Here is a 15241-nt window from a genome sequence, read left to right on the forward strand (position 1 = left end):
ATTGGAAGCATTTGATAGCTCCCTTATTTGCACCGCACCTTGTAGTTAAGGATATTGTCATTCATAGCTCCGTTTAGAATCTATATTTCCAGTTCAGTCACTGTATCTGGAAAATTATCGTGAAAAAGTCATTCAACCTGTTTCCGTTACTTTTGTGTTTGCTTTATTCGATGGCAAAAGCCAGCCCCCCCTCAAAAAATGATTTTGATTTTCTTGAGCCTTTTAATGACACCGCACTGGTGGCAAACGGGTTTGAGTTAAGAGAAAGCATTGCTGGACTGTCTTTGTCTACCCTGCTCAACATGGGTATCTGGTGGGGTGTCTGTAAAACAGTGGGAAGAGTCTCCGGGCTTTCAAGAACATATGATCTGGCTGAAACGGATACAAAGGAGCTGGAGGAGTTGAAAACAGATTTCTGTTTGCAACTGGCTCCCGTGATAACTACCGCCGAAGTCGCGCTGGCCGGGCATGTGTCTCCCTGGCCCCTGGAACAGCGCTGGTGGAAACCCCTGTATTTTGCCGGTGCAGTAATGGCAGCTTATGCCGCCAATAAGAAAACGAGGGAGCTCATACCTGTCGCAGTTTTGACCTACCTGGCGTCCGAAGCGGTATCAAGAACTGGAGCCAGTGCTATTTCGGCGTTAATTCTAAGAAAAATGAGCGTAAGGGATATTGCAGCTGAACGGTATGCGGCTGGGGAGTACGCAATGTTGTCTTTGATTAACGGGATTATTGTAGGGGCTGTCGTCTATGAATCGATGATTCATAAAGGCTTGAGTCCAGCAAAAGCGACTTTTGCTTCTGTTGTCAGCGCAGCGATTGCGGGTACCCTCTCGGGAATTATTTCAATGCTAACAATTGATTTGGGTGAACAGACACAGGCTGGAGTCGTAGCCAAAGTCATAATGGGAGTCGTAATGGGAGTCGTAGTCGGAGCCGGAGCCGGAGTCATAGAATTAGGCTTAGCCTCAGTTGGAGCGGAAGCCGGAGCCGTAGCCTTAGTCGGAAACGCCGGAACCATTGTCGGAGTAATAGCTGGAGCCTTAGTTGGAACCGGGGCCGGAGCCGGAGCCTTAGTTGGGGCCGGAGCCGGACCCAGAATCAAAGTGGGAGCCGGAGTCGGAGCCGGAGCCACAACTGGAGCCTCAGCCCTGAGCGGAGCGGTAGCCTTGCTTATGTTGTGCAGTTCAAAGATAACCTCAAACAACCCCTTTATCAAAGCCAGTGTCACTTTGGCGCCTGCGCTGGCCTTCGCTGTTGTCAATAGTCTTTCAAACTACGCTATTTATGGCTATCCACTGGAACAAGGCCTTTCAGAGACCAGCTGGACTCAGTGGAAAAAGTTCTATGCGCCCCTGGATTATCTCTCGACTCTGTTTAACTGACAGACCCAACTGTCAGCCACTGAATCAGCGGTGAACTCTGGCAGCTATCGGCTGCATCAGTCGCTGTGCCGAAAGCGCAGCCTATTGGAAGTATTTGATAGCTGCCTTATAGGCACTGCACCTTGTAGCTAAGGATATTGTCATTCATAGCTCCGTTTAGAATCTATATTTCCAGTTCAGTCACTGTATTTGGAAATCATCATGAAAAAGTCATTCAACCTGTTTCCGTTACTTTTGTGTTTGCTTTATTCGATGGCAAAGGCCAGCCCCCCCTCAAAAAATGATTTTGATTTTCTTCAGCCTTTTAATGACTCCGCACTGGTGGCAAACGGGCTTGAGTTAACAGAAAGCATTGCCGGGCTCTCTTTGTCTACCTTGCTCAACCTGGGTATTTGGTGGGGGGTATGTAAAATAGCCGGAACAGTTTCCGGACTTTCAAAAACATATGATCTGGCTGCATCGGATACAAAGGAGCTGGAAGAGTTGAAAACGGGTTTCTGTTTGCAACTGGCTCCTGTGATAACTACCGCCGAAGTGGTGCTGGCCGGGCATGTGTCTTCCTGGCCCCTGGAGCAGCGCTGGTGGAAACCCCTGTATTTTGCCGGTGCAGGAATGGCAGCTTATACCGCCAATAAGAAAACGAGGCAGCGCATACCTGCCGGAGTCTTGTATTACCTTGCTTCAGAAGCGCTATTTAGAACCGGAGCCAGTGCTATTTCGGTGTCAATGCTGAGAAAAACGAGGTTCGTAAGAGAGATTACAACTAAAAGGTATGTGACTGCTGAATACGCAATATTGTCTGCGATTAATGGGGTTATGGTTGGTACTGTTACTTATGAAGCCTTGATCCATAAAGGCATCAGGCCAGCAAAAGCGAATCTTGCTGCTGTTGTCAGCGCAGCGATTGTGGGAGCCCTCTCGGGAATTAGTTCAGGGTTAACAGCGGATGTGGACGAACCGATAAAGACCGGATTTATAGCCGGAGTCAAAGCCGCAGTCATAGTCCGATTAGGAGTCGGATCAGCCCAATCAGGAGCAGGATTGGGAGTTCTTGTCGGATTATCCGGAGCCTTGGCCGGAGCCTCAGCCGGACTCGGAGACGTAGTCGGAATCTTCAAAGTGGTAGTCGGATCCACAGCCGCATTCATCGGAGCAGGAACCTTGGTTTCGTTGGCCAGTTTGAAGACAGACAACTTGTGTATCAAAGCCGGTGTCACTTTGGTACCTGCGTTGACTTTCGCTGTTATCAATAGCCTTTCAAACTACGCTGTTTATGGCTATCCTCTGGAACAAAGCCTTTCAGAGACCGCCTGGACTCAGTGGAAAAAGTTCTATGCGCCCCTGGATTATCTCTCGACTCTGTTTAAATGAAGACCCAACTGTCAGCCACTGAATCAGCAGTGAACTCTGGCAGCCAGCTGTTTCAGTGGCTTTGCCGAAGGCGCAGCTTATTGGAAGCATTTGATAGCTGCCTTATTTGCACCGCGCCTTGTAGTTAAGGATTTTTTCATTCATAGCTCCGTTTAGAATCTATATTTCCAGTTCAGTCACTGTATCTGGAAATCATCATGAAAAAGTCATTCAACCTGTTTCCGTTACTTTTGTGTTTGTTTTGTTCGACGCCACAGGCCAGCCCTCCTTCACAAAATGATTTTGATTTTCTTAAGCCTTTTAATGACACCGCACTGGTGGCAAACGGGCTTGAGTTAACGGGAAGTATTGCCGGAGTCTCTGTGTCTACCCTGCTCAACCTGGGCATATGGTGGGCTGTCTGTGAAACAGCGGGAATAGTCACCGGTCTTTCAGACACCTATGATCTGGCGGCATCGGATACAAAGGAGCTGGAAGAGTTGAAAACGGATTTCTGTTGGCAACTGGCTCCCATGATAACGACCGCCGAAGTGGCGCTGGCTGGGCATGTGTCTTCCTGGCCCCTGGAACAGCACTGGTGGAAACTCCTTTATTTGGCCGGTGCAGGAATGGACATTTATGCCTCTATGACGGAAACGAGGCAGCGCATACCTGCCGGAGTCATGTATTACCTTGCTTCAGAAGCGCTATTTAGAACCGGAGCCAGTGCTATTTCGGTGTCAATGCTGAGAAAAACGAGGTTCGTAAGAGAGATTACAACTAAAAGGTATGTGACTGCTGAATACGCAATATTGTCTGCGATTAATGGGGTTATGGTTGGTGCTGTCACTTATGAAGCCTTGATCCATAAAGGCATCAGGCCAACAAAAGCGAATCTTGCTGCTGTTGTCAGCGCAGCGATTGTGGGAGCCCTCTCGGGAATTAGTTCAGAGTTAATAGCGGATGTGGACGAACAGACAAAGGCCGGAGTTAGAGCCGGAATCGCAATCGGAGGCGGAGCCGGAATCATGGCTGGAGCACTGACTGGAGCCGTAGCCGGATCTGCATCTGGAGCCCTGACTGGAGCCGCAGCCGGAACTCTGGCTGGAATCTTAGCCGGAGTTGTATCCGGATCCGTAGTTGGAGCCGGAGTCGTAGCCGCAGTCGGATTTGGACTTGGAGGCGTAACCGGAGCCCTGGTCGGAGCAGAAATCGGATCAGGAGTCGGATCAGGAGTCGGATCAGGAGTCGGATCAGGAGCAGGATTAGGATCTTTTGTCGGAATCCATTCCGGAGCCTTGGCAGGAGCTGGAGCCGGAATCGGAGCCGGACTCGGAGACGGAGTCGAAAATGGAATCGCAATCACACTGGGAGTCGGATCTACAGCCGTAGCCCTGATCGGAGTAGGAACCTTGCTTATGTTGGCCAGTTCGAAGACAACCTCAGACAATCTGTGTATCAAAGCCGGTGCCACTTTGGCGCCTGCGCTGGCTTTCGCTGTTATCAATAGCCTTTCAAACTACGCTGTATATGGCTATCCACTGGAACAAAGCCTTTCAGAGACCGCCTGGACTCAGTGGAAAAAGTTCTATGCGCCTCTGGATTATCTCTCGACTCTGTTTAAATGAAGACCCAACTGTCAGCCACTGAATCAGCGGTGAACTCTGGCAGCCAGGTTTCAGTGACTGTGCCGAAGGAAGGCGCAGCTTATTGGAAGCATTTGATAGCTGCTTTATTTGCTCCGCTCCTTGTAGTTGAGGATATTGTCATTCATAGCTCCATTTAGAATCTATATTTCCAGTTCAGTCACTGTATCTGGAAATCGTCATGAAAAAGTCATTCAACCTGTTTCCGTTACTTTTGTGTTTGCTTTATTCGATGGCAAAGGCCGTCAGCCTCCCCGCAAAAAATGATTTTGATTTTCTTAAGCATTTTAATGGCACCGCACTGGTTGAAAACGGGCTCGAGTTAAAGCAAAGCATTACCGGAGTCTCTTTGTCTACCCTACTCAACCTGGGTATATGGTGGGGTGTCTGTAAAACAGCGCAAATAGTTTCCGGGCCTTCAGGCAAATATGATCTGGCTGCATTGGATACAGAGGAGCTGGAGAAGTTGAAAACGGATTTTTGTTTGCAACTGGCACCCGTGATAACGACTGCCGAAGTGGCGCTGGCCGGGCATGTGTCTCCCTGGCCGCTGGAGCAGCGCTGGTGGAAACCGCAGTATTTTGCCGGTGCAGGAGTGACAGCTTGTGCCTCTATGACGAAAGGGAGGGAATTCGTACCTTTCGCAGTCTTGACCTACCTTGCATCAGAAGCGGCATCAAGAACCGGAGCCAGCGCTGTGTCGGTGTTAATGCTAAGAAAAATGAGCGTAAGGAATATTACAACTGAATGGTATGCGGCTGGGGAATACGCAGTATTGTCTCTGATTAATGGGGTTATGGCAGGGTACGCCGTTTGTGTAGCCATTATTCATAAAGGCTTCAGTCCAAAAACAGCGCTACTTGCTTCTCTTGTCAGCATAGGTATTGTAATTATTTCAGAGTTTGTAATGAATGTGGACGGACTGGCAAAGGCCGCAGCCGAAGCCGAAACCAGAGCCGCAGCCGAAACCAGAGCCGAAGCCGAAACCAGAGTCGAAGCCGAAAAAAGAGTTGCAGCCGAAACCAGATCCATAGCCTTAGCCGTACTCGGAGCTATAGGCGTAGCCGAACTCGGAGTCATCGCCGTAGCTGAACCCTTAGTTGTAGGAGCTGCCACCGGAGCTTTATCCGGAACCCTGGCAGGAGCTGTAGTTGGAGCCGTAGTCGGAGTCGGGGCTGGAGCCGGAATCGGAGCTGGAGTCGGAGCCTCAGCCCTGGGCGGAGTCGGAACCTTGCTTATGTTCGGCAGTTCGAAGATAACCTCAAACAACCCGTTTATCATAGCCGGTGTCACTCTGGTGCCTGCGTTGACTTTCGCTGTTATCAATAGTCTTTCAAACTACGCTGTTTATGGTTATCCACTGGAACAAGGCCTTACAGAGACCGACCGGAATCTGTGGAAAAAGTTTTATGCGCCTCTGGATTATCTCTCGACTCTGTTTAACTGACAGACTCAACTGTCAGCCACTGAATCAGCGGTAAACTCTGGCAGCTAACGCCTGCTTCAGTTGCTGTGCCGAAGGCGCAGCCTATTGGAAGCATTAGATAGCTGCTTTATTTGCACTGCATCTTGTAGTTAAGGATATTGTCATTCATAGCTCCGTTTAGAATCTATATTTCCAGTTCAGTCACTGTATCTGGAGAATCATCATGAAAAAGTCATTCAACCTGCTTCCGTTACTTTTGTGTTTGCTTTATTCGATGGCAAAGGCCAGCCCTCCCTCACAAAATGATTTTGATTTTCTTAAGCCTTTTAATGACACCGCATTGGTTGAAAATGGACTCGAGTTAACGCAAAGCATTGCCGGAGTCTCTTTGTCTACCCTGCTCAACCTGGGTATATGGTGGGGTGTCTGTAAAACAGCGGAAATAGTCTCCGGAACTTCAGGCGAATATGATCTGGCTGCATTGGATACAAGGGAGCTGGAGAAGTTGAAAACGGATTTCTGTTTGCAACTGGCGCCCGTGGTGACTACCGCCGAAGTAGCGCTGGCCGGGCATGCGTCTCCCTGGCCCCTGGAGCAGCGCTGGTGGAAACCCCTGTATTTTGCCGGTGCAGGAATGGCAGCTTATATCGCCAATACGAAAACAAAGGAGCTCATATCTGTAGCAGTTTTGACCTACCTTGCGTCCGAAGCGGTATCAAGAACTGGAGCCAGTGCTATTACGGCGTTAATTCTTAGAAAAATGAGCTTAAGGGATATTGCAACCGAATGGTATGCGACAGGGGAATACACAATATTGTCCATGACTAACGGAATTATGGCAGGGGCTGTCGTCTATGAATCCATGATTCATAAGGGCTTGAGTCCAGCAAAAGCGACTCTTGCTTCTGTTGTCAGCGCAGCGATTGTCGGCACCCTCTCGGGAATTATTTCACTGCTAACAATTGATTTACAGGCACAGGCTGGACCCGGAGTTGTAGCCGGAGTCGGAGCCGGAGTCGTAGCCTCAGGCTTAGCCACAGTCAGATTGGAAGCCGGAGCCAGATCCGGAGTCTTAGCCGGAGCCGGTGTCGGACTCGTAGCCGGAGCCTTAGTTGGAGCCGGAGCCGGAGTTGGAGCCACAGTCGGAGTCGGAGTGGGAACCGGAGTCGGAGCCGGAGCCATAGCTGGAGCCACAGTCCTGGGCGGAGCGGGAGCCTTGCTTATGTTTGGCAGTTCGAAGATAACCTCAAACAATCCGTTTATCAAAGCCGGTGTCACTTTGGTGCCTGCGTTGACTTTCGCTGTTATCAATAGTCTTTCAAACTACGCTGTTTATGGTTATCCACTGGAACAAGGTCTTTCAGAGACCGGCTGGACTCAGTGGAAAAAGTTCTATGCGCCTCTGGATTATCTCTCGACTCTGTTTAACTGACAGATCCAACTTTCATGACAATCGGCTTCTACCCACTGGTAAAAGCCGATATAAAATTATTCGGACAACTTCTGAAGCATGCAATGCAAGAAACGAGAGGCTTCTCCACCAGTAACTGCGCGATGATCAAAGGTCAGAGAGATAGGAAGAATCCGGTGATTCTGAATCTCATCATTTTCGCTTACTACACGACTTCTCAGTCGGCCAACACCAATGATGCACACCATGGGCGGCACAACAACAGGGGTAGCGAACTGACCCGCAAAAACACCAAAGTTGCTGAGAGTTATGGTGGCACCCTGCATTTCTGATGGCGGAAGGCTGCGTTCCTCAACCGCTTTTCTAAAATTGTTAATGCTGTCTCTCAAAGCAGTGGCATCCAGTTTTTCTGCGTCTCTGATAACAGGCACAAACAGACCTTCTTCACTGTCAACAGCCAGTCCCAGGTGAACGGAAGTAAAGACTTCACGACTCATCACCGTTTCATCAAACCAGGCATTGAGTGTCGGTTCTTCCTTGCAGGCTGCGGTAATGGCCTGAATCAGCCGAACGCTAATGTCTGTGCCTTTTGGCCAGTGCTCAATATCCACATCATCAAACAGAGTGACAGGTACCACTTCGGCATGAGACTGTGCCATGGTTCGAGCCATGTGTTTTCTGACGCCTTTGACAGGCTCGGGGTTTGCCAGGGGATAGCTCTGACGAATAGAGTTTTTGCCATCACTTTTCGGATCGATAGAGACACCCAGTTTGGCGGCCAGTGCAGTGACGTCACCTCTGCTTTCAGCAGCAGGGGCTTTTCCGGACTCAGGTGGTGTACCGATAAAAAAATGGTCATCGGTGCTGTCATCATCAGAGTCTGTTGCTAGCTCGCCGACCACCGTGCCGGCATCTTCCTGATCACTGACAAACTCCAGCAGAGGCGCTCCGGTCATAATGGTGTCGCCGGGTTTGCCACAGAGTTTTGCGACAACACCGCTGATAGGTGAAGGAACGTCGACAATAGCCTTGGCGGTTTCGACTGAGACAATGATCTGGTCTTCTGCGACGGAGTCACCTTCCTTGATATGCCATTCAATAATATCGGCTTCGGGAATGCCTTCACCCAGGTCGGGCAGGTTGAAAAATTTCATATTCTTGTCCTTGTTACTGAAAGCCCTTTTGCTGAAGGCTCTGCGGATATCATTGATACGCCAGTGTTTTCAGGGATGCCCTAATGATGTCATCAGGTTGGGGAAGGTAATGATTTTCCATCCGATAATAGGGCATGGTCGTGTCATATCCTGTCACCCGTTCGATCGGTGCTTTCAGATCCATGAGCGCTTCCGAGGCCAGCCCGGCAGCTATTTCAGCACCTACGCCAAAGCTTCGGCAGGCTTCGTGAATAATCACACAACGACCTGTTTTGCGAACCGAAGTCAGGATCGTCTCCATATCAAGGGGCTTAATCGTGGCGACATCAATCACTGCCACGGAAACGCCGTGTTGTTCCAGAGTTTTGGCGGCCTGAAGGGTTTCGCTGATGGAAGCTCCCCAGCTGATCAGAGTCAGGTCGGAGCCTTGCTTGAGAGTAAAGCACTTGTCGAGTGGGAGCAGTGGAGTCTCTTCAGAAACGTCCTGCTTGACCGCGCGATAGATGCGTTTGGGCTCCAGAAACAGAACCGGATCAGGATCATTAATCGCAGAGCGCAGCAGTCCGTAGGCTCTGACGGGCGATGACGGAATGACCACTCTGATGCCGGGAATATGGGCAAAAAGAGCTTCAGTACTTTCAGAATGATGTTCGGGAGCGCGGATACCACCCCCGAAAGGCGCTCTGACAACCATTGGGCAGCTGAGGCGTCCACGGGTACGGTTTCGCATTCGGGCAGCATGACATATCAACTGTTCCATGGCCGGGAAGATGAACCCCATGAACTGGATTTCCGCAACAGGCTTCAGACCCTGAGTGGCCATACCAACACTGATACCGGCGATCAGGGCTTCAGCCAGGGGTGTATCCATGACCCTTTTCAGGCCATACTTTTCTCTCAGACCCTGAGTCGCGCGGAAAACACCGCCATTAACACCAATGTCTTCACCCAGCAGTACCACCTCAGGGTCTTGTTTCATGGTGTGGTCCAAAGCCAGATTGATGGCTTCCACCATGGTGATTTTATTTGTGCTGCTGTTGACAGTCGATCGGATCAGGTTTTCAGATACTGAACTATTCATCAATGAGTTCCTCCGTCGGCTTTAAACATAGCGGCTTGTTTTTGCAGTTCCAGTTGCGGGGGCATATTTGCATAGGTGTGATCGAAGAGGTCGCTGATAGAAGGAAGTGGCGTTTCCAGATAGGTTTTGACTTCTTTCTCAACCAGGGCTGCAGCTTCCTGTTTCAGCGCCTGCTCTTTCTGCTCATTCCACAGGCCACGGTGATGCAGGAAGTTTCTGAGTCGTTTTACCGGCTCTTTGTTCCAGGCATCCTGCAGCTCTTCACTGTTACGATAGCGACTGGCGTCGTCTGCCGTAGTGTGATCGCTCAGGCGATAGCTGATGGCTTCAATCACTGTAGCGCCTTTGCCGCCTCTGGCGCGCATCATGGCTTCATTGATGACTTCGTGCAGCGCCACAACATCGTTACCATCAACTTGTGCGCAAGGCAGCCCGGCAGCAACGCCTTTTTGAGCCAGTGTCGGGGCTCCGGACTGAATGTTACGAGGAACAGAAATAGCCCATTGGTTGTTATTGATGATAAATACCAAAGGCAACTGCCAGACCCCTGCAAGGTTCAGGGCTTCAGTAAAGTCACCTTTGGAAGTAGCGCCATCGCCCAGTGACACCACCGCCACCTGAGGTTCGTGTCGAATTTTGATCGCGGTGGCCACCCCGGCAGCATGATCTGCCTGGGTAGCAATAGGAACGCAGTTCGGAAAGTCATGACCCCAGGCCGGACCGGAACTGCCTCGCTCATCTCCACCCCAATAGAGCATGATATCGGAGAGGGGAACCCCTCGTAACATCAATCCGGGAAGGTCTCGATAGTAAGGAATCAGGACGTCTTTTTTCTCCATCAGTGAACCAAAAACAGTGCTGATAGCCTCCTGTCCCAGACAGGATGGGTAGGTCCCCATCTGACCGGTTCTCTGCAGGGCAACGGCTTTGGCATCACCTGCTCTGGCTATGACCATGGTGCGGTAATATTGAATCAGGGTGTCTTTATCTTCAGTCCATTCTGGCAAAGGTTGGAGGACTTCTCCCTCCTCACTGAGGTACTGATAGAACGGAATCTGACAGGCATCGTTGGTTTTCATAAGGTGCGCTCCTGTGTTTTTTACTACGGGACTCTGTTTGACCACCGGGATAAAAAGAAATGCGCATACCCATGGTTGTGACAAGTAATGACTGTGAGAAGTCAGTCAGGCCATCAGTTGTCAGGATTGCTATTCGAATAGCAGAGCTTCTGCCATATGATCGGCAATCACACTGCTGGGAGTCTTCCGCTGCTGTTCATAGCGAAAGACCTGCAACAAAGTCTCTTCTATGGCGTTGATGCGATCATTTATTTCGCTCTGTGGTTTACCCTGGTGTGTCATTGCTACGAAGATCAGTCCACCGGCATTGATCAGGTAGTCCGGCGCATAGAGAATGCCTCTGTCAAACAGCAACTGGCCACATTCGGGAGCCAGCAGTTGATTGTTTGCAGAGCCTGCTACAGCAGTGCATTGCAATTGACTGATGGTGTCTTTATTGAGAATGCCTCCCAGACCGCAAGGACTGAAAATGTCACAGGGAACCGAATAGATTTCTTCAGTACTGACGGCGGTTGCCCCCAACTCATCAATGCACTGCTGAAGTTTCTGTTCATTGATATCAGTGACAATCAGTTTGGCGCCACCCTGATGCAGTAACTGGCAAAGGGCAAAGCCGACATTACCAAGTCCCTGAACAGCGACTCTGATACCTTTTAGTGAAGAACCAAATTCCGGATGAGCTTTCAGGGTAGCCAGAATGCCCTTGTAAACACCGAGGGCGGTGGAAGGTGCGGGATTACCACTCGAAGAGGTACAAGAAACGTGTTGAGTTTGAGAGGCGATGGCATCCATATCAGATACTCTTGAGCCGCTATCCATTGCAGTAATATAGCGGCCTCCCAGTTCTTCAATAAACTGGCCAAAAGCTCTGAACAGTTGTTCCCGATCGTAGGGGGCTGTCGGCTCCATGATGACGGATTTGCCGCCACCGAGATCCAGTCCGGCAAGCGCCGCCTTATAGCTCATACCTTTGGCAAGACGGATAGCATCGGTAACTGCATCTTCAGTTGAGGTGTAGGGAATTATACGACAACCGCCGAGGGCTGGTCCTCTTCGGGTGTTATGGATTGCAATGATTGCTCTGAGACCTGAGGCTTCATCGTATTTCAGATGGATGTCATTAAGCCGGGCCTCTTTTATCTGTCTGAACATAACGGGATCTCCGTATGTGTCAGAGCCGATAATGCTCTGTTTTGCTTATAGTTATTTTTTTTGTAGCCAAGGGTCAGGATGACTGCCCAAAACAGCGATGATCAGGGCTTTTAGCCCTTCAACGATTACAATACGTCAGCAGGTGCATTGTCAACCGGAGAATTGCGATACAGGTTGTTCCTTTGCCCGCATGGCGGCAAAATAAGTGCCATCCTCAGATGGCACTTATGAGCGACTAGCCTAAAACTTCTTCAGTATCCGAATCGAACAAGTGGCATTGAGAGACTGTGAATTTCAACAACGCAGAGTCACCACTGGCTAACACTTTGTCTGCGTCGAAGGGTATCCTTGATATCATCTTGTCACCTCCCAACTGAAAATAGAGGTAAAGCTCATTACCCATTGACTCCACTACATCAATTTTGTGGCGTTGGGTGTTGACGTCTGAGGTGTTTGTAGCATCGTTGGCTAACTGAATATGCTCAGGGCGAATACCAAACCAGACCCACTTACCTGCTCTCTGTCTGGCCAGGCTCTGCTTATGTTGCGGCAACTCCCAGCGATGTCCACTCTCTGTAACCACACTCATTACGTCATCGACTTCATCAATAAGCACCTTAATGATATTCATCGCCGGAGAACCAATAAAGCCAGCAACAAACTTATTAGCAGGGTATTGATAGAGGTTCATCGGCGTATCGACCTGCATGATCTGGCCCTGGTTAAGTACACAGATTCTGTCGCCCAGTGTCATGGCTTCCACCTGATCATGGGTAACATAAATCATGGTTGCATTTTGCCCTTCCGCTTTAAGATCATTATGCAGCCGAGCAATACTGACCCGGGTTGAGACTCTGAGTTTGGCATCCAGATTTGAAAGCGGTTCATCAAAGAGAAAAACATCCGGTTTGCGAACCATGGCACGTCCCAATGCAACGCGCTGTCTCTGTCCACCGGACATTTCACCGGGTTTATTTTGCAGTAGATGCTCAATTTCGAGTGTCTTTGCCGCTTCTGCAATACGCTTTTCTATTTCGGCTTTTGCCAGCTTTTGCTGCTTCAACCCAAAGGCCATATTTTCATACACGGTCATGTGAGGATAAAGAGCGTAGTTTTGGAAAACCATCGAGATACCGCGATCTTTTGGAGGCAAATCATTCACTCGCCTATCACCAATGTACACATCGCCCTCAGAGATATCTTCCAGGCCCGCAATCATTCTCAGCGTGGTTGATTTTGCGCAGCCAGAGGGGCCCACAAACACCATGAACTCACCTTCACGAATGTTGAGGTCGACACCATGTACCGCTTTAAAACCATTCGGATAGGTTTTTTCTACCCCTTTCAGTGTGACTTCAGCCATTTCTCATCCTCAAGTCAATTCATTAAATGCGTATGGGTCAAACTGAGCCACCGATGGAATAACAAGATCCGCCACAGGTTCCAACTCGCTCGCTGAAGCAGTCCCTGTCAGGACACCAATTTTCTTTGCCCCGGCATTGGTAGCGAATTCCATATCTGACACCGTATCACCGAACATGATGACCTCGTGGGGTTCAACTCCACATTGCTGACAAAACGCATTCAGAAGTGCGGGAGCTGGTTTGGGCTCTATATCCCCGTCACTGTAGCCAATATAATCAAACAACTCCTTCAGGCCTGAATGTTCCAGCGTATAGAGCGTCGAATCTTTGGTGTCCGCTGTTGCAATGCCTAAAATCATCCCTTGTTGCCTGAGAGAAGTGAGCCTGTCTGCCACTCCGGGTAAGGCTTCGATCCATTCAGGATTTTCTGCAACCTCCTGGTTAAAAGCGCTTTTCGTCACTCTGGTGAATTCTGTCAGTGTTACCTGAGGGTTGAGCATTTCAAACCATGCAGCAGCGGTGTCTTCAACAGGGTTAGAAGCGAGCAGGCCATGATTGTCGACTTTGTCTCCCTCAACGCCTATCGCCGAGAGTAACCCGGTCTCAGTGACATTTTGATGACCTTGTCTCTCGTCGCTATATTTTTTTACTCGATGACAGGCGCTGCATGAAACCTTTAGCCACATATTGTGGAATTCCAATAGTGTGCCATCTTTATCAAACAGTAGTGCTTTATACTTCATCACTATTTAATCGCTCTATCAGCTCTCCCCAACTATGCACTTTCGGGGTTTTAAAAGTAGGTTTGGTACCGTTATAAACAGCGTTGATACAGCCTTCGAATTCCCGGGTCCGGGCTCTGCGAATATCAACTCGACACCAGTGATAATCGGAATCGACCTTAATCGTTTTTGGTTCTGTACCCAGCATGACAGTGGCAACCAACTCGCCATCGACAATGCACTCAGCGAGATAACTCAACTGAGTATCTTGTACAGCTATTCGGTAGCTCAAAGGCTCGCCCGAGCTGTCAGCCCCCGGCAAGAGTTGATGGTTGTTGATATCAAACGAAAGGCCGCATCGTCGCTCTATGTAGACCTGACCGTTGTGCAAACCGGACAAGATGCCTTCACCACTCAAACCCTGGCTGAAGACAAAGGTAGAAGGGTCGCCATATATCGACGGCTCTGTCGCTTTGGGGTTGCGCTCATGTGGCTCCAAATGTGAGTCACTTCCACCTATGGCAGCCACCCGATGACCGCAATTCCACATTTCATTCATCACCCTCAGTGCAGACTCTGTGGCTTGTGGCGATGTCGGCCAGGTGGGGTCGCAACAGACTTCAAAGGTTGAGATCTTCTCAAGTAAAAGCGGCGAATATTGCCAATGCCATGGCTTCATCATCGGGTGATTAATGCTGATTGAGCTCTGGCCCTCGCGGGCGAGTTGCAAACCTGCTTCGATTACCTTTTGGCTGCTAAGCTCGATACTTCGAAGATCCAATATGGATTGAGGCCCGTGAACATTAAAGTGCCCCAGGTCGGTGGTTACCTCGATGCCGGGTAAGAAAAGACATGAGTTTGAGACAGGCAGTCTTGGCTGGCAAATGTTGTGTTCGGTAAAGAAAAAGAAATCGAGCTGTTGTGACTCCACAATCTGCTTTGCCGCAGAGAGACTGTTATGACCATCAGAAAGTCTGGTGTGAGCATGAAGATCACCACGATACCAGCGTGATTCAGATTTAATCAGTCTGCTGTAATCAAAGTGGATATCGTGGTCAGTCGCGACAACATCGTCGGTGAGAAGGTCTTGATGTTTTTGCTCCTGATTGAAGTCAACCCGAATACAATATTGTATGGCACGCTTGGGTTTAAACTCAGCATCCAGATTGTATAAATCGAGATACCATTCCCCTTCCATAACATCGCCATCAATCGCACCAAATCCGGAGCGTTCTGGTTTGACACACAATGACTTGTCAGGTTTCTCAAACAGTATTTTGCCACGATATTGGTCCTTTGCATCGTAGACAGCGGCATACAAAAACCTTTTAGTAACCGTTGAACCGGTGATATTTACCGATAAGGTTCCGTTCGGTACCTTAAATGGCAGACGAGTTCGGCCAAAGGTCAGCTCACCCTGAAATTCAGTCATAGCGTCCGGTGATTAATCCGTTTCTTTAGAAATGAGAGC

The 15241-nt window shown here is 49.5% G+C and carries 12 protein-coding genes; 5 read left to right on the forward strand and 7 right to left on the reverse strand.

Going from position 1 to position 15241, the window contains the following annotated elements:
* Positions 1–119 precede the first annotated feature (119 nt).
* From ACOMG9_RS00575 to ACOMG9_RS00595, 5 genes are all read left to right on the forward strand, one after another.
* Entirely contained in the window at positions 120–1385 is a 1266-nt protein-coding gene (locus ACOMG9_RS00575) for a hypothetical protein (RefSeq protein ID WP_494529637.1), read from the forward strand.
* A gap of 201 nt (positions 1386–1586) precedes the next feature.
* Positions 1587–2756, forward strand: coding sequence for a hypothetical protein (locus ACOMG9_RS00580; RefSeq protein ID WP_448215359.1), 1170 nt, complete (start codon positions 1587–1589; stop codon positions 2754–2756).
* A 197-nt stretch (positions 2757–2953) separates the two neighbouring features.
* Positions 2954–4363 (forward strand): hypothetical protein, encoded by a 1410-nt coding sequence (locus ACOMG9_RS00585; RefSeq protein WP_448215360.1) that lies wholly within the window; start codon positions 2954–2956, stop codon positions 4361–4363.
* A gap of 199 nt (positions 4364–4562) precedes the next feature.
* Complete coding sequence (locus ACOMG9_RS00590; protein WP_494529638.1) at positions 4563–5828, forward strand: hypothetical protein; 1266 nt, start codon at positions 4563–4565, stop codon at positions 5826–5828.
* Between the two features lie 202 nt (positions 5829–6030).
* Positions 6031–7239 (forward strand): hypothetical protein, encoded by a 1209-nt coding sequence (locus ACOMG9_RS00595; protein WP_448215362.1) that lies wholly within the window; start codon positions 6031–6033, stop codon positions 7237–7239.
* Positions 7240–7295: 56 nt separating this feature from the next.
* Here ACOMG9_RS00595 and ACOMG9_RS00600 read toward each other — a convergent pair whose 3' ends face one another.
* From ACOMG9_RS00600 to ACOMG9_RS00630, 7 genes are all read right to left on the reverse strand, one after another.
* Positions 7296–8372, reverse strand: a complete 1077-nt coding sequence (locus ACOMG9_RS00600; RefSeq protein ID WP_448215363.1) for a dihydrolipoamide acetyltransferase family protein — start codon at positions 8370–8372, stop codon at positions 7296–7298.
* Between the two features lie 49 nt (positions 8373–8421).
* Complete coding sequence (locus tag ACOMG9_RS00605) at positions 8422–9453, reverse strand: alpha-ketoacid dehydrogenase subunit beta (RefSeq protein WP_494529639.1); 1032 nt, start codon at positions 9451–9453, stop codon at positions 8422–8424.
* Complete coding sequence (pdhA, locus tag ACOMG9_RS00610; RefSeq protein WP_494529640.1) at positions 9453–10532, reverse strand: pyruvate dehydrogenase (acetyl-transferring) E1 component subunit alpha; 1080 nt, start codon at positions 10530–10532, stop codon at positions 9453–9455. The genes ACOMG9_RS00605 and pdhA overlap by 1 nt, the downstream gene beginning before the upstream one ends.
* Before the next feature lie 129 nt (positions 10533–10661).
* Positions 10662–11684, reverse strand: a complete 1023-nt coding sequence (locus tag ACOMG9_RS00615) for a Leu/Phe/Val dehydrogenase (protein WP_448215366.1) — start codon at positions 11682–11684, stop codon at positions 10662–10664.
* Positions 11685–11919: 235 nt separating this feature from the next.
* The gene (locus tag ACOMG9_RS00620) at positions 11920–13047 is read right to left on the reverse strand and encodes an ABC transporter ATP-binding protein (protein WP_448215367.1); all 1128 of its coding nucleotides are present in this window, start codon (positions 13045–13047) and stop codon (positions 11920–11922) included.
* A gap of 9 nt (positions 13048–13056) precedes the next feature.
* Positions 13057–13791 carry an HAD family hydrolase gene (locus tag ACOMG9_RS00625; RefSeq protein ID WP_448218594.1) on the reverse strand — a complete coding sequence of 245 codons (735 nt, stop codon included), beginning with the start codon at positions 13789–13791 and terminating at the stop codon, positions 13057–13059.
* Positions 13781–15202: a CehA/McbA family metallohydrolase gene (locus tag ACOMG9_RS00630; RefSeq protein ID WP_494529641.1), complete on the reverse strand. Its 1422-nt coding sequence runs from the start codon at positions 15200–15202 to the stop codon at positions 13781–13783. The genes ACOMG9_RS00625 and ACOMG9_RS00630 overlap by 11 nt, the downstream gene beginning before the upstream one ends.
* Positions 15203–15241: the final 39 nt, after the last annotated feature.

The sequence above is a fragment of the Endozoicomonas sp. PH6C genome (assembly GCF_059322965.1).

Coding starts and splice junctions, on each gene's coding strand:
- ACOMG9_RS00590 (WP_494529638.1), top strand. CDS start 4,563: ATGAAAAAGTCATTCAACCTGTTTCCGTTACTTTTGTGTTTGCTTTAT.
- ACOMG9_RS00630 (WP_494529641.1), bottom strand. CDS start 15,202: ATGACTGAATTTCAGGGTGAGCTGACCTTTGGCCGAACTCGTCTGCCA.
- ACOMG9_RS00625 (WP_448218594.1), bottom strand. CDS start 13,791: ATGAAGTATAAAGCACTACTGTTTGATAAAGATGGCACACTATTGGAA.
- ACOMG9_RS00605 (WP_494529639.1), bottom strand. CDS start 9,453: ATGAATAGTTCAGTATCTGAAAACCTGATCCGATCGACTGTCAACAGC.
- ACOMG9_RS00585 (WP_448215360.1), top strand. CDS start 2,954: ATGAAAAAGTCATTCAACCTGTTTCCGTTACTTTTGTGTTTGTTTTGT.
- ACOMG9_RS00595 (WP_448215362.1), top strand. CDS start 6,031: ATGAAAAAGTCATTCAACCTGCTTCCGTTACTTTTGTGTTTGCTTTAT.
- ACOMG9_RS00580 (WP_448215359.1), top strand. CDS start 1,587: ATGAAAAAGTCATTCAACCTGTTTCCGTTACTTTTGTGTTTGCTTTAT.
- ACOMG9_RS00620 (WP_448215367.1), bottom strand. CDS start 13,047: ATGGCTGAAGTCACACTGAAAGGGGTAGAAAAAACCTATCCGAATGGT.
- ACOMG9_RS00600 (WP_448215363.1), bottom strand. CDS start 8,372: ATGAAATTTTTCAACCTGCCCGACCTGGGTGAAGGCATTCCCGAAGCC.
- pdhA (WP_494529640.1), bottom strand. CDS start 10,532: ATGAAAACCAACGATGCCTGTCAGATTCCGTTCTATCAGTACCTCAGT.
- ACOMG9_RS00615 (WP_448215366.1), bottom strand. CDS start 11,684: ATGTTCAGACAGATAAAAGAGGCCCGGCTTAATGACATCCATCTGAAA.